Source organism: Acidisarcina polymorpha (genome assembly GCF_003330725.1).
In the GTDB taxonomy this organism is placed as follows: domain Bacteria; phylum Acidobacteriota; class Terriglobia; order Terriglobales; family Acidobacteriaceae; genus Acidisarcina; species Acidisarcina polymorpha.
In genome coordinates, this window is sequence record NZ_CP030840.1 from 130,841 (window position 1) to 145,168 (window position 14,328).

At 57.9% G+C, this 14,328-nt stretch carries 13 protein-coding genes; 2 read left to right on the top strand and 11 right to left on the bottom strand.

What is annotated here, in order from left to right; translation table 11 throughout:
- Positions 1-30: 30 nt before the first annotated feature.
- The 8 genes from ACPOL_RS00670 to ACPOL_RS00705 all read right to left on the bottom strand — a co-directional run bounded on the left by ACPOL_RS00670 (position 31) and on the right by ACPOL_RS00705 (position 7,395).
- Positions 31-798, bottom strand: coding sequence for a FliH/SctL family protein (locus tag ACPOL_RS00670; RefSeq protein WP_114205347.1), 768 nt, complete (start codon positions 796-798; stop codon positions 31-33).
- Between the two features lie 94 nt (positions 799-892).
- Positions 893-1,960 carry a flagellar motor switch protein FliG gene (gene fliG, locus ACPOL_RS00675; RefSeq protein ID WP_114205348.1) on the bottom strand — a complete coding sequence of 356 codons (1,068 nt, stop codon included), beginning with the start codon at positions 1,958-1,960 and terminating at the stop codon, positions 893-895.
- A gap of 5 nt (positions 1,961-1,965) precedes the next feature.
- Positions 1,966-3,651, bottom strand: a complete 1,686-nt coding sequence (fliF, locus tag ACPOL_RS00680) for a flagellar basal-body MS-ring/collar protein FliF (protein WP_114205349.1) — start codon at positions 3,649-3,651, stop codon at positions 1,966-1,968.
- A 69-nt stretch (positions 3,652-3,720) separates the two neighbouring features.
- Positions 3,721-4,035 (bottom strand): flagellar hook-basal body complex protein FliE, encoded by a 315-nt coding sequence (gene fliE, locus ACPOL_RS00685; protein WP_114205350.1) that lies wholly within the window; start codon positions 4,033-4,035, stop codon positions 3,721-3,723.
- A 97-nt stretch (positions 4,036-4,132) separates the two neighbouring features.
- Positions 4,133-4,606: a flagellar basal body rod protein FlgC gene (flgC, locus tag ACPOL_RS00690; protein ID WP_114205351.1), complete on the bottom strand. Its 474-nt coding sequence runs from the start codon at positions 4,604-4,606 to the stop codon at positions 4,133-4,135.
- A 152-nt stretch (positions 4,607-4,758) separates the two neighbouring features.
- Positions 4,759-5,145: a flagellar basal body rod protein FlgB gene (locus ACPOL_RS00695; protein ID WP_114205352.1), complete on the bottom strand. Its 387-nt coding sequence runs from the start codon at positions 5,143-5,145 to the stop codon at positions 4,759-4,761.
- A gap of 166 nt (positions 5,146-5,311) precedes the next feature.
- The gene (locus ACPOL_RS35380; RefSeq protein ID WP_114205353.1) at positions 5,312-6,607 is read right to left on the bottom strand and encodes a sigma-54-dependent transcriptional regulator; all 1,296 of its coding nucleotides are present in this window, start codon (positions 6,605-6,607) and stop codon (positions 5,312-5,314) included.
- Between the two features lie 95 nt (positions 6,608-6,702).
- On the bottom strand, positions 6,703-7,395 hold the full coding sequence (locus ACPOL_RS00705) for a response regulator transcription factor (protein ID WP_114205354.1): 693 nt from the start codon (positions 7,393-7,395) through the stop codon (positions 6,703-6,705).
- Between the two features lie 489 nt (positions 7,396-7,884).
- On the opposite strand from ACPOL_RS00705, the gene lexA reads away from it, so the two are divergent.
- Positions 7,885-8,490 carry a transcriptional repressor LexA gene (gene lexA, locus ACPOL_RS00710; protein ID WP_114205355.1) on the top strand — a complete coding sequence of 202 codons (606 nt, stop codon included), beginning with the start codon at positions 7,885-7,887 and terminating at the stop codon, positions 8,488-8,490.
- Between the two features lie 122 nt (positions 8,491-8,612).
- Here the strand turns inward: lexA and trxA are convergent, their stop codons facing one another.
- The 3 genes from trxA to thrC form a co-directional block, all read right to left on the bottom strand.
- Positions 8,613-8,945 carry a thioredoxin gene (gene trxA, locus ACPOL_RS00715; RefSeq protein WP_114205356.1) on the bottom strand — a complete coding sequence of 111 codons (333 nt, stop codon included), beginning with the start codon at positions 8,943-8,945 and terminating at the stop codon, positions 8,613-8,615.
- 321 nt (positions 8,946-9,266) lie between these two features.
- Positions 9,267-10,238: a homoserine kinase gene (gene thrB, locus ACPOL_RS00720; RefSeq protein WP_114210531.1), complete on the bottom strand. Its 972-nt coding sequence runs from the start codon at positions 10,236-10,238 to the stop codon at positions 9,267-9,269.
- An 8-nt stretch (positions 10,239-10,246) separates the two neighbouring features.
- Complete coding sequence (gene thrC, locus ACPOL_RS00725) at positions 10,247-11,695, bottom strand: threonine synthase (RefSeq protein WP_114205357.1); 1,449 nt, start codon at positions 11,693-11,695, stop codon at positions 10,247-10,249.
- Between the two features lie 199 nt (positions 11,696-11,894).
- Between thrC and ACPOL_RS00730 the strand changes: the two genes are divergently transcribed.
- Positions 11,895-14,324 carry an ADOP family duplicated permease gene (locus ACPOL_RS00730; RefSeq protein ID WP_114205358.1) on the top strand — a complete coding sequence of 810 codons (2,430 nt, stop codon included), beginning with the start codon at positions 11,895-11,897 and terminating at the stop codon, positions 14,322-14,324.
- Positions 14,325-14,328 lie beyond the last annotated feature (4 nt).

Sequence of the window (14,328 nt, forward strand, 5' to 3'; positions counted from 1 at the left end):
GGTTCGGCCAGTCAAAACACCATCTAGAACTCAGGCTGACCGGGAACTAGGGCGATGTTCGAGCAGATCGAAAAAACCACGTTCGATCTCGGCAAGCTGCGCCCTCACGCCCAATTCGACGGTCCCGTTATTCGCCTCGAGCACACAGTCGCCAGGCTCGAGGTCAACATCGCCGATGACTTCCGGAATCAATGCCCGGTTTGGTATCAATGCAAGCAAATCACGCCATGGCTCAAGCTGGTTCATGGGGCACCGCAGGCGAACCCCCGACGTCTCTCCCAGTTGACCGAGAGCGACCCGTACCGCTCCAGCCAATAACAACGGATCGAGCGACGCCTCGCGGTTCAGAATGCGGGCCGCGATGGCTAATGCAAGTTGCACCACTTCCTGTTCGACAACCGCAAAGTAATGTTCTCGCTCCGCACGGAAGCTGTACAAGGCCGCTCCCACTTGACGAGCTCGTTCTTCGATCGCCGCTTTCATATGGAGATCATCGGCCTGGCGAAGCTGATCGAGCGTCTGCTGGCCTTCTTGGCGGATCTGCTTCTCCCGCGCAGCGGCTCGTTCCTCCGATTCGCGTAGACGCTGTTCGAATTGAGCTACGCTAGCCGCGTACTCCAAAGCCTCGGCGCCTGGTGTCGGTTCGTTCTGCACCACAAATGGCTGGGCAGTCACCGATACCGTACCCGGTGACCTGTAGGCCATCTTCTCGACCCGCGTGGAAGGCCCGGGGCGTCGACCCGCTAGTTGATCCAGCACCTTCCGTTCTCCAACGATCTGCGTGTCCTTCTTTTCCATGCTTCCTCATTCGCAGCAGGAGATTGCCACCTTATCAAAGGTAGGCAGAAACAACGGGGAGGTAGAAGCAACGATGGAAATTGCTCCTGGTCGGTCAGACCATCAGATCATCGCCTTGTTCGATCTTAAGGATGACTTTGCCTTCTTGTTCAAGCTTGCGGGCCAGACCGAGGATCTCCGCTTGCGCGCCGCTGACTTCGCGGGCTCGTACCGGCCCTAGAACTTCCATATCTTCCTTGAGCATCTCGGCCGCCCGGCTCGACATGGCCGCAAAGATATGAGCTCGGAGATCTTCGCGCGCTCCCTTCAACGCCAGACCCAACTGCCGCTTGTCCACTTGCGAGACTATCTCCCGAATGCTGGCGGCTGGAATAGTCACCAAGTCCTCGAACGTGAACATTAGGTTTCGTATTCCGAGTGCAAGTTCTGTATCTTGGTCCTCTACTTGTTCCAAGATCTTCTTCGCTTCCTCTGGTCCCATCCGGTTCATCAGGTCGGCGACCGCTTTAAACCCGGAGTATTCCTTGCGGACCGATTCGCCGACATTTTCCAGACGGTGATGCAGGATCATGGCGACCTTCTGCGCCATCTCAGGAGAGAACTGGCGCATTTCGGCCAATCGGCGTACGGACGCCACTTTCTGTTCTTCGCCAAGATTCGCGAGAACTAGCGAAGCTCTCTTGGGATCTAGATGCGCGAGTACCAGCGCGACCGTCTGCGGGTGCTCATTGTCGAGAAACTTGCCCAGTTGCTCAGGATCGACCTTCTGTAACATTGCCAAATTTCCATAGCTCTCCTCTTGGGCCCGCTTTACTTGAGATAAAAGATCTTCCGCCCTCTGTTTGCCAAAAGAATCGATCAACAACTTGGTCGCATAGTCCAGGCCGCCATGGATCATGTAGTTCTGGGTCTCTAGAAGTTCATGAAACTCGTTCAATACCTCAACTGAAAGCTGAGGAGGAATACTGCGCAAGTTAGCAATCTCCTCGGCCAATACCTGTACGTCACTCTCCGGCAGGTTCTGAAAAAGCTTCCTGGCGACCTCATCGCCAACGGTTACAACCAGAATCGCGGCCTTTCGGATGCCGGTCATCGCGGGACCGCCGGCCGAAACGGCGGCGAGCGCATCCTGGCGCTTCGGTGCTTCGATCGCTTCCGTCATTCAACCTATCCTCCTTCCACGTGGATCCAACTATGTAGCAACCGTGAACTCAACGCCGGATCTCTGTTGATAATTGCAACTACCCCCTCGTGGAGGGACTGAGCGCGTTTCTTTTGCGTTTCGAGGAGCAGCTCCTCGGCCTTGGCCTCAGGCAACTCCGGACCCGGCCGACTCGAAGCGCCGGGCCCAGCTCCCGGAGAGAAAGCCGCCTGGGCCTTGAGCGGCTTCGTCTTGGCGGCAATCGGGCGAATCACGAAGAAGACAAGTCCCAGCATCGCGGCAAGGATGGTTGCATACCGGAGCAATGGCTCCGACCGGCCCGCACTCTTCAGCAGACGTTCTGGCAAGCTCGGCGGGGGCGGCGCATTGTTGTCGTCAAAGGAGATGTTTTCCAGGCTGATCTGATCCCCGCGTGAAGTATCATAGCCAATCGCGGCCTGAGCCAGCATTGTCAAGCGCTTCATCTCCTCAGGGTTGCGGGGCTGCCATGTGGTCTGCTTCGACTTTCCTGACATGGCCATCTTGCGGTCGTTGACCAGAATGGCTGCCGTGACACGGCGCACTCTCCCAATTCCCTGCTGCAAGCGGCGCGTCCTTTTCGACGCTCCATAGGTTCCGTTCTCCTGGGTGGTGCTCTGTACACTGGAGGCGGCCGTCGGGAAAAGCGGAGGCTGGGCATTGGGCGCGTTGCTGGCTGTACCAGGGACGCCAGCAGGCGAGGGCGCTGGGTTTGAAGTTTGCTGGCTCTTCTGCATCGATAGCGTGACCACACTCGCAGGATCGTAGGTCTCGTCGGTTTCCTCGCTGATCGAGCTATCGTAATCGACATTCACCGAGGCGCGAACATTGCCGACGCCGGCAACTGGTTCAAGCGTCTCAATTAGCTTCTCCTCCAGCTGTTGCTCATGCGCTTCGGTCTCCGCTGAAGCAGATTTTCGCCCCAGCACTGCGTGGCCGTCTGCATCCGCAAGAATGACCTTGTCGGGAGTAAGGCCGTCGACAGCGCTCGCGACTAGATTGCGGATTGCGTCCCCTTCTTCGTCGTTAAGGCTGCGGTGCTTCATCTTGAGCACTACGGACGCTTTGGCCTCGCGCTGTTGATCGGTGAAGAGCGAGTCGTGGGGCATGACCAAGTTGACTCGTGAGGATTGGATCGCACCCATCGAGTCGATAGTGTGTTCGATCTCTCCTTCGAGGGCTCGTTGGTAATTCACTTTCTCCTCGAACTCGGAGCCGATCCAATTCGGTTTATCAAAAAGTTCAAAACCCATACGGCCGCTCTTCGGCCGTCCCTTTGCAGTGGTCGCGAGCCGGGCTTTGTCAAGACTCTCCGACGGCACACGGATGGTCGCCCCGTCGGGAGAAACGTCGAACGGCAAAGACGCCGCCGTTAGTCCCGCCGCGATTTCTCTCGCGTCCTGCGGATCGAGCCCGGCATAAAGCACTCGCCAATCGGGCCGTGCAGCGAACCAAACCAGTCCGCCGATGGCGAGAATCAGCGAGGCTCCAGCAAGTAGAGCCCAGCGGCGTTGTCCGGAGCTGAGTCCAGCGAGGCTAGCAGCCGACCTCTCCCATAAGGCGCGCAGACGCAGATCGAGTCCCTGATCAGCCACTTCCGTCCGAAGTTGTTGGTTCTCGTCCATCGCTTCGGTTCCCTGTCTCTCCCCAGAATGGCTGCGAATTGCCAGCAAAACGCGTTTCCTCCATAAATCACCGCAACATCAAGAGCGGGTGACTCGGGAGGATAGAACGGGATACATTCAGAACTGAATGCTCATCATGCTCTGGTAAGCGGCGACCATCTTGCCGCGCACTGCCAACGCCATCTCAAACGCTAAATCCGACTTCTGTGTGGCGATCATGGCCGTGTGAATATCCACTCCCCGGCCGCCGACCAGTCCCTCGATATTGCTCGAAGCCTGATCTTCCAGTCCCTTCAGGTTCTCCAATGCATCACTGAGTACGCCTGCGAACGGCGCACTCGCATCACCGATCGGGTTGGCAGCGCCGGTCAAGGTTCCACTACTCGATGGAGAAGCGGCTTGAGCTTGTAAAATTGAGAACTGGGTCTGCATGATTCTCTCCTTGGTTCACGTGGGTTGAGTCGCTGGAGCGATCGGGAGCTGTCGGTCCTAGACACCGCGATCCGACACCTCGATAGCCCCGAATGGATCACTTCAGAATGTCCAAAGAGGCAGCGATCATGCTCTTCGTCGCTTGAATGGCGGAGCTATTGAGCCCATAGGCTCGAGTCGCGCCCATCAGATCGGCCATCTCGGTGAGTGGATTGATGTCGGGATAAGCGACGTAGCCATCCTTGTCCGCGTCGGGGTGTTGAGGATCGTAGCGCCGCAGCGTCGTGGCCTTGTCGGCCACTACCGCCGTCACCTCCACACCGCCGGGCGGCGGCTGATTGGCATAGGAAGGACCTCGTAAGGCGAGTCCATTGGCCGATAGAAGCTGGTTCTGGAAACTGTCCCCGGCCTCAGCCGAAGACCCAAAGACCACATGCTGTCGACGATATGGCGTCCCATCCGCGGTTCGGGTGGTCTCTGCGTTTGCCATGTTGGCGGCCACAACTTCGGCGCGAATCCGCTCCGCCTTGAGTGCTGAGCCGCTGACCTCCAAAACTCCGAATAGATTCATAATCTCTCCCATCCCTATCTTGGATTGGCGGGCTGCATTTTTGACAGACCACCGATGACAGACCGCCGAGCCCACGAACGACCGCTACGGCGAACGAACCAGATCGCGCCTAGTCCCATCGCACTCACCATACAGTGTGGGTCTCGAGCAACTTATTTGTCGGAGTGAATGGCATCGGAGACCCGCGAGTACTCGCGTTTAAGCAACTCTATTCCGGTCCGGAACTGCAGCTGCGACTCTGCCATTTTCAATCCTTCCCGATCCATGGAAACGTTGTTCCCATCGGGGCGCTCTAGCAGTCCATCGACATCTCTAGGCCGGGGTACCGACATTGGGTCGGATGGCCCGCTTTCACCCCCTGGCTTACCCCACTGCGCCTCAGCCACCGCTGTTTGCATTTCGCTGGCGAAGTCGAAGCCTTGCGTTCGATAGCCTGGGGTGTCCAGGTTCGCCATGTTCGCCGCCGTCAGCTTCAATTCAGCGCTCGACAGATCGAGATACTGCCCCAGTTCCCCACTCAGCGGAGTTGATATGTGCATCGTCGTGCACTCCTGTTTCTCGAAGATTCGAGCACCCAAGGTTACGGGTGTCACGCTGCATTCCATGTCTACTTACTTGTGACTTCGCTCAAGCTTTGTTGAAGGCGGTCGATAACATAACAAGCAAGATGAGCGCCATCCGGATCGATCGCAGATGAGTGTTTTCTCACGAAGATGCCAATCCATCGCCAAATTCAATTTCTGCGACCGATATCTCTGAACGATCCTCGGCCAGGATGTAACCGCGTTCGATTACATGCTCCAGCTCGCGAACGTTTCCCGGCCATGCATGGCCGAGAAGAAGGCCAAGGGCCGATGGGTGCAGATTTTTGACTGGCGAGCCTGTTCCCAATCTGGACAGGAAGTGTGCGGCGAGCATCGGTAGATCGTCGAGATGAGCAATCAGCGAAGGCGTTTGGATGATAAAGACAGATAGCCGGTAATATAGATCGGAACGAAAGTCGCCGCTCGCCGCCAGACTTGCCAGTGGTTGATGGGTAGCGGCAATGATTCGCACGTCGACTGTGACCGGCTCATTCTCGCCGATCCGCTGCAACTCGCCACATTCTACAAATCGCAGGAGCTTGGCTTGGAGCGGCAATGGCATCTCGCCAATTTCGTCCAGAAACAGTGTGCCTCCATTGGCGGTCTCAATCCTCCCGGTTCGCCCTTGGACAGCGCCGGTAAAGGCTCCACGGGTGTGGCCGAATAGCTCGGCTTCGAGGAGCGACTCAGGAATGGCCGCGCAATTCAGCACCACAAATGGGCGCTGCGCCCGGCTACTGAGACGATGCAGAGCTTTCGCCACCAACTCCTTGCCCGTGCCCGTCGGCCCCTGGATCAACACTGGAGTCATACGAGGAGCCACGAGCCGAATACGCCGGCTGACTTCGAGTAACCTGCTGTGCTCCCCAATGAATTCGGGCAACCGAAGGTTGATGCTTGCTCTGCTCTCGGGGCGCAAGGTCGGGGAGGGAGAAGCCATGGCCTTAGGTTCCGGTGCGGCCGGAATCGACACCATCTCTCGATCCTCCGGGATCTCTTGAAGCGGGTGATGGTAGGCGTTTGCTTGAGGAGCCTCAACGTCCTGACCGGAGCGCAGAGCATGCAACAGTTCATTTCGGCGCGGACTCCGCGTCAAACTGACGGAACTCGAGTAAAGTGCGCCATCCAAGGTAATCAAGTCGACGCCGGGATGCAGACGCTCGAATTCCTTGATAAATTCATGAATCTCGAGGTCAGGAAGCCACGAGTCAAGAATCAGTGCTTCTGCGGTGCAAGCTTCCAGGTGGGCCAGCGCCTCGGCTCCTCCGCTCGCCTCCCTCACCTGCCAGCGCAGGCCTGCCAGCGCATCCCTGACCCGCCTCCGAAACGACAGATCCGGACTCGCCAGAACGGCAGTGCGGGTAATTGAAGAGGAAGTGGAGGAAACATGAGGATGCGTAGTCGAAGAAGAGCCCATCGAGATACCTCTTTCTGATGTGGTGCTCTGAATGCTCAAAGCTCAGCAAGCCCGCGCGAAAAGACGCAATGGGCAGACGCCCAGCCGACCCGGAATCAATGGCTGATCATCGATCGAAGCGGATTGCTTGCGATGCAATACCCTTGACCCCGCACCGTCTGGATGATGGAGTCGGGAGGGAAGTCACGGAGCTTGCGCCGCAGATAGTTCACATAAACATCAACGACATTGGTCCCAGTCTGCGCCTCCGCGCTCCAAAGGCGATCGAGCAGAGTGCTCCTGGAGATGCAGGTCCCGCGATGCAACAGGAGAAATTCAAGCAAAGCAAATTCCTTGTTGGTCAGCGCGATTGTCTGTCCATCGCGTTTTACGGTGTGGTCGATCCTATTCAACTCGAGTCCCGAATGCCTCAGGATCAGGTTGGTTTCTCGGCGGCGACGCATGAGCGCCCGGCAGCGGGCCCGCAGCTCTTCGAGCGAGAACGGCTTGATCATGCAGTCGTCCGCACCGGCATCCAAGCAGCTGATTCGGACCTCCATCTCCTGTCTGGCTGTCAAAATCAGCACAGGAGATTCGTCTCCAAGTGCGCGGATGGAGGCCAGCACCTCACCCCCATTGCGGCGAGGAAGGTTCAGATCCAGAATCGTAAGATCGGGTGTTTCGGCGATGAAGGCGGCAGTCGCCGCATCGCCGTCCATAGTCCAACGCACCTGGTGGCCATCAGCCTCGAGCCCGCGCTTCAGAAACAATCCCAACGCTGCGTCGTCTTCCGCTATCAATATCCGCATTCGCTACCCGCCACCCGTTGAGGTCTGCTACTAAGCCTCGCCTCCAAAGATCGCTCGCGGGTGAAGAATGCACAACTAAATCAATGAGTTCTTATGCCGGCTGAGTTCGTTAATGGGAAAGGCTGCCACTCGTTCTAAATCGGGGCGAGCAACCTTGCTGCGGCTGACTCTCTGTAAGACAAGAACCTAATACTGAGAAGGCCTAAGACAAAGCTTCTGGTTCGCGCTGTAAGTAACGTCTCCGCGATCCTCCACCGCTATTTAGCGTGGAGAGCGATTTTATCCCCGCGAGTAGATGGCGCTGCCGCCCGACTTCACTACTATGGCACCAACCATGGCGCGGCTACAACGACTGCGGAAGTCATGTGTATGCGAGCTGACGCCTTCACTTGAGAATCTCAGGTGCCGTTCGGTTCTGGAACAACATGAGTCAAGGACAAAATCAATAAAAATCGATGCAATTCGCCTTTTGTTCTCTATAATGATGGCATGGCTGTTACTCGACGGCAAAAAGAAGTGCTCGACTTTCTCGCCGAATTTGTTCGGAAAAACGAATATTCTCCGTCCTACGAGGAGATTGCAAGGGGACTTGGCCTGAAGTCACTGGCGACGGTGCACAAGCACATCACCAACTTGGTGAATAAGGGGCTGCTGCAACGCAGCCACAATCGGAGTCGCTCGATTGACGTCCTTCCTCCGCGCGCCCGCTCTAGAAATCTAGATCGTCTGCCGCTGATGGGTGGGATTGCAGCCGGACTCCCGGTAGAGGCGAGCGAGAATGCCGACACATTTTCCTTCAGCGATATTGTCGGCAATCGAGAGGCATTCGTCTTGCGGGTGCGAGGCGATTCCATGCGCGATGAGCACATTGTTGATGGCGATTATGTCTTGGTCGAGCGCACCAACGTTGCTCGTGAAGGCGAGATTGTAGTTGCGCTGGTCAAGGGGTCGGAGACCACTTTGAAGCGCTACTACATTGAAGGGCAGGTGGTACGGTTGCAGCCCGCGAACACCGAGATGGATCCAATTTTCGTTCCCCTGGCGGACCTCTCGGTTCAGGGGAAGGTTCTTGGCGTTGTTCGCAAGTGCTCCTAAGCGGGGGCGGCAACCGACTTGCATAGGCGCAGACAAGGAAAGGCCCGGATCACAATCCAGGCCTTTCCTTGTCTGACTGAGCCCTGCTTCATCGAACCGGCCCGTTCAGCACCCTCACAGCCTCAACTGAGCACCTTCACGATGCTTTTGTCGATCATGTCCTTGGGGACGTACCCAACGATTTGGTCAGCGACCTTGCCGTCCTTGAAGATCAACAACGCCGGAATCCCGCGGATCCCATATCTCCCAGGAGTTGCTGCATTCTTGTCGACGTCCATCTTCATGACCTTCAGCTTCCCGGTGTATTGGGTTGCAACCTCGTCAACGATCGGCGCCAGCGCTCTACATGGCCCACACCAAGCAGCCCAGAAATCCACCAGGACGGGCTGTTTTGACTGCAGCACCTCCTGATCAAACGTACCGTCACTCACTTCAGTTATTCCAAGCCCAGCCATGTTCCTCCTTCGCGCACTCGAATCCAAGTTCCACTTCAGAATACTTGTTTCAACACATAGTAGATGCGAAGCGGACGCGAAAGTCGCAGACACCCCGGATTGGCCCGCGACGACGCATCGCCATTTTCTATGTTCAGCCCAAATAAAAAAGCGCCTGAGCTTCAGAGAAGCCACAGGCGCTTAGGACAGCCCTCCCCCAGAACTGCCCACGGAGCGAAGTTATGGCTATTTCGTTCTCATGTAAAGAAAACTTAGGTAACATTTCCGTAACATGCCCTACAACAATTCATAGAGATGTCTCGCTGCTGGCCACCCGTATGCTCAGGCAGACATTTTTTGCCCAAAATGAACCAGGGCGGCGCGGTCTTCGATATCGGTCTCGAGGATCTCGATCCCAGTGTCGGATATCCTCTCCTCCACCGCTGCACGCACATCGGCGATGGATTTCCCGACATCAGTCACCACTAGAACGGAAGGGCCCGCTCCGCTCAGGGCGACGCCCAAGACGCCTCCCCGCCCGCTAAGGGGCAGCAAGGCCGGCAATAGGGGGCAAATCTCTCCTCGAAACGGCTGGTGCATCCGGTCCTGCATAGCGGTTTGCAGCATATCGCCACGTCCCAGCGCGAAGGCCGCGGTCAGCAGACTCGATTTCTGAATATTGAAGACTACGTCTTCCTGAATGTATGTCGAAGGCAAGATGGCCCGAGCGGCGGTCGTGGCCAGCGGTTGCTCCGGCAACACCAGCAAGATCCGCCATGGGACGGCGGGCAGAATCTTGATTGCTCTCACCTCACCGGCATCCATACTCGAGACGGTGAGGCCGCCAAGCCAGCACGCCGCCGCGTTGTCTGGATGTCCTTCCTGCCTGCAACCTTCAGCGAGGATTTCTTCGCGGGTCCAACCGAGCTTGCCGAAATGGTTTGCCAAAGCGACCCCGGCTAGACGCGCCGCAGCCGATGATCCACAACCCATTCCAATCGGAATTTCATTGTGAATCTCGATCGCGAGCGGGACCACCTCTGCCTCGTTTGCCTGCAACGTTTGTTCATACACATCAAGCATTAAATTGCGCTGCAATGACGAACAGATATCAGCATTTCGGCCAGTCGCTTTGAGGCTAAATTGGGGCGATCGGGAGGCATCGATTTGCAGGGACAGGGTCAGGGCCAACGCAAGGGTGTCAAAACCCGGTCCGAGATTGGCCGAGGTTGCAGGGAGCCTTAGTTGCAGCCGGTCTTCCTCAGCGAGGGAGCTCTTGGCCGATTGCGAGATGTTGGCGCCGGCTCTGGTCATCGAGCTCATCAGCTCACACCAGCCGCTAACACCCGCAACACGGCATCAGCGGAGGCGTCGAGCACTGGCATCTCCGAACGCAGCGGCGCGATCTTGGACTCATAGCCACGCGCTTCCCCCTCACTCAGCAGATTGCCCCGGTGAAACTCAATGGTGTATTCAGAGTCTTTCAGAGTGTGGCCAGTGAGCAGCAGCACGACGTTCTCGGATGGTTTCACACGTCCATCTTTGACCAGCTTTTTAAGCCCTGCGAGAGTGACCGCGGAAGCGGGTTCGCAACCCACTCCTTCCCGGCCAATCTCCGCTTTGGCGATGGCAATCTCTGCTTCAGAAACTTGCTCGCAAAAGCCTCCGGTTTGCTCCAAGATACGAACCGCCTTGCGCCACGATGCGGGGCTGCCGATCCGGATGGCGGAGGCCCGTGTATCCGCATGGACCGGGGTCAGTTCTCTTCCCGCGGATGTCTGCATACTCGTGTAGAGCGGGTTCGCTCCTGCCGCCTGAACAACAGAGATGCTGGGAACGGTACGAGTCAGGCCGAGATGTTTCATCTCCTGGAAGCCCTTGCCCAATGCTGAACAGTTGGCCAGATTGCCTCCCGGCACGATGACGTGATCGGGAACGTTCCATTCCATCTCCTCCGCCATCTCAAGGGCAGGGGTCTTCTGCCCCTCAAGCCGGTAAGGATTGACCGAGTTCAGCAGGTAGATCGGATAGTGCTCAACCACTTCAGCAAGTACGCGTACGCAGCCGTCGAAGTCGGTCCGCAACTGGCACGTGAGCGCGCCATAATCCATGGCTTGTGAGAGCTTTCCCCAAGCAATCTTGCCCTCGGGGATGAGGACCAGACAGCGTAGGCCGGCGCGAGCGGCGTATGCGGCCATGGCGGCCGAGGTATTTCCGGTCGAGGCGCAGGCGACCCACTCGAATCCCCGCTCCCGAGCGACCGAAAGCGCCGCCGTCATCCCCGTGTCTTTGAACGAGCCGGTGGGGTTCATGCCTTGGTGCTTGGCCAGCAAGCGCTCCATGCCGGCAGCTTGAGCACAGCGCGGCATCCCCAGCAAGGGTGTATTTCCCTCACGCAAGGTGACCGCGTCGTTTGGATTTTCCAGGATGGGCAGCAGTTCGCGGAACCGCCAGACTCCACTCTGGTCGATGGGGAGCGCGGAATGGCGACGTTCCTTCCAGAGCCATCGCAAGGCGCTGGCATTCGGCATCCAGGTTCGAGGCTGAGTCGGCAGAGATGGAGCGCCCAGGCCGTTCGGCAGCTCATAATGGCTGCCGTTCGCATGAACCAGAGCCGGAGCATGGACCGCTACCGACGTCGAACTCCAAGCCGGATATTCCACTTCAAACAGCTCGCCGCAGTCGGCGCAGCGAAAATTACTTCTGGCTTCCCGCTGCGTGACTCTCTGCGAGCAGCCGGTACAGCGCAGTTGATGGACAGTATCGATCATGATCTTCTCTAGCCTAGCAGCAGGAGGCTTATCTAACGTCAATTCGCCCCCGCAGCGGCTCGACTTGAGTCCCATGCGGCCGTCCCCAAACGAACGAGGAGAGCCATTCTTCAGCGTGAGACGGAACTTTCTTCAAGCGTCAACGTAAGCCACAAAGAGCGCCGGATAAAACCTGAGCGACTTATCAGGAGGAACGCGGATGCAGGCTACTGTGCAGAACATCAGATTTGCGGTGCGTCAGTTTGGGCGCAATCCCGGATTTACGGTGACGGTGATTGTGACCCTGGCGCTATCCATAGGCGCGAACACCGCTATCTTCTCGCTCGTGAACGCGCTCATGCTGAAGAGTCTCCCCTATGCGCATCCGGAAAGAATGGGCACGATCTACACCCGCGTCACCGGTTCTCGTCCCTCGGATGAACGGCATCACGTGAATGGCGAACAATGGGAACTGCTGCGGGATAATGTCCCTGCCTTGATCTCTGCCGTTTCCGGGATACGCGCCTCGGGCGTCAACCTTCAGGCTGGCTCCCCGGTCCAGTATCTCCACGCTGGACGCGTCTCCGCGCACTACTTCGACGTGCTGGGCCTGCGACCCGCTATCGGACGGAACTTCTCAGAGGACGAAGATCGGCCCCACGGTCCCCGCTCCGCCATTCTGAGTTATGGCCTGTGGCGAAATACGTTCGGCGCGAAGCCCCGGGTTTTGGGTCAAGCGATTTCGCTAAAGGGGGAGCCGTACACGGTGATAGGCGTCCTGCCCGAGGGGGCAACGACACCCTTGAACGCCGACCTCTACACCGCGCTTCAGCCCGCCCGAACCGGCGAAGGCGGCGGGACAAACTTCGAGGCAATCACTCGCCTTCGCGACGGCGCTACCTGGCAGGAGGCCGACGCAGAACTCAATCGCGCCTGGTCTCTCCGGACCGAACGTTATGAGTTGAGCGAGAATCCTGGCGCCAAGGTGACTTACTATTCCGTGCCACTCCAGAAGGGGCAGGCGGCTACGCTCCGGCCGCAAGCCTTGGCGCTTATGCTGGCGGCGGGATTCATCCTGCTCATCGCCTGCGCCAACCTTGCCGGGCTAAATTTAGTGCGGCTCCTGAGGCGTACACCGGAGATAGCGACCCGGCTGGCCCTGGGAGCGTCCCGGTGGCAGATTCAAAAGCAGCTCTGGGTCGAGAGTCTTCTCTTGGCCGTGGCCGGCGCATTTGCTGGCGTCGCCGTGGGTTTTGTTGCACTCCGCGGGCTGCTCCTACTCCTGCCGGAACACTTTCTTCCGGTGGCCAGCGTTCCTCTGGACGGCAGAGTACTGTCGTTCACCCTCTTGCTTTCCCTGCTAACCAGCGCTTTCTTCGGCGCTCTTCCCGGCTTCGCAACCCGTAAACTTGACTTGCGTTCGGCCCTTGCTACGCGGACGGCAACTGGCGGCGACCGGTTAGGTCTGCGGCAGGCACTCGTAGCTGGAGAGATGGCCCTCACTGTAGTGCTCCTGGCCGCATCGGGATTGCTCATCAGGACCCTCGTTCATCTCGAGACCCTGCCTCCAGGTTTTACTCCCGATGGCGTGATGACTGCTAAAGCCTCGCTGGATGACATCCGCTTTCACAACCCAGCCGCATTTCAAAAACTGCTCAACGAAAGCACCGCCGCTATGCGCCGAATTCCAGGCGTTCAAGTTGCCGCTGTCGGGTTGAGCGTGCCGTATGAGCGATCGTTAAACAGCAGCGTGATCCTTAGCGACGGCAAAGAGGCTGGACAACAAGTGATGACGGGTGAAGCCTACGTAACACCGGATTATTTTGCAGCTCTCCAAATCCCGATAATCCACGGTCGCTCTTTTACCGATGCTGATGGACCTGACTCCCAACCAGTGGCGATCGTGAATCAGACATTTGCACGGAAATTCTTCAACGGTGCAGAAGCAGTCGGCCGCTACGTCGACAAGAACACCAGGATTGTAGGGGTAGTTGCGGACGTTGCCATCGCGCCTGGTTTGGACCCGACGGCGCCACTTTCCGGCGAGGAAGGCATGTACATTCCAGCGACCCAGATGGACGCTAAAGTGTTGGCATTGGTCCACGTCTGGTTTCAGCCCAGCTGGATCGTCCGTACATCGAGGCCGATCGAAGGGCTGACAGCACAGATGCAGCGGGCCGTGGCGAGCGTAGATCCAAATCTGCCGTTCTCCGGCTTCTACAGCATGAACGACCTGTTGGCCAAAACCTTGGCGACGCAGCGCGTCGAGGTGAGCCTGCTTAGCGCCATGGCCGCGCTCGGGCTGCTCTTGAGTGCGATCGGGATCTTCGCGTTAGCAGCCAATATAGTCGCCCAGAAAACCCGTGAAATCGGCATCCGGATCGCTCTAGGCTCCAGCATTCAACGGGCGATGGCCCACGTAGGCGGTCCAGGAGCACGGGCGGCGGGACTGGGCATCTTTCTGGGCCTGCTCTTGAGCGCGGGTGCATTAAGGGCTATGCGCGGGGTGCTCTATGGGGTAGGAGTTTACGACCTGCGCACCATTCTCACCGTGGTCCTGATGTTGGCGGCGGTAGCCGTGATCGCAACTACAGTGCCAACACTCCGAATTGCGACCATCGATCCCGCAAAGACGTTGCGCGAGGAATAGTCGG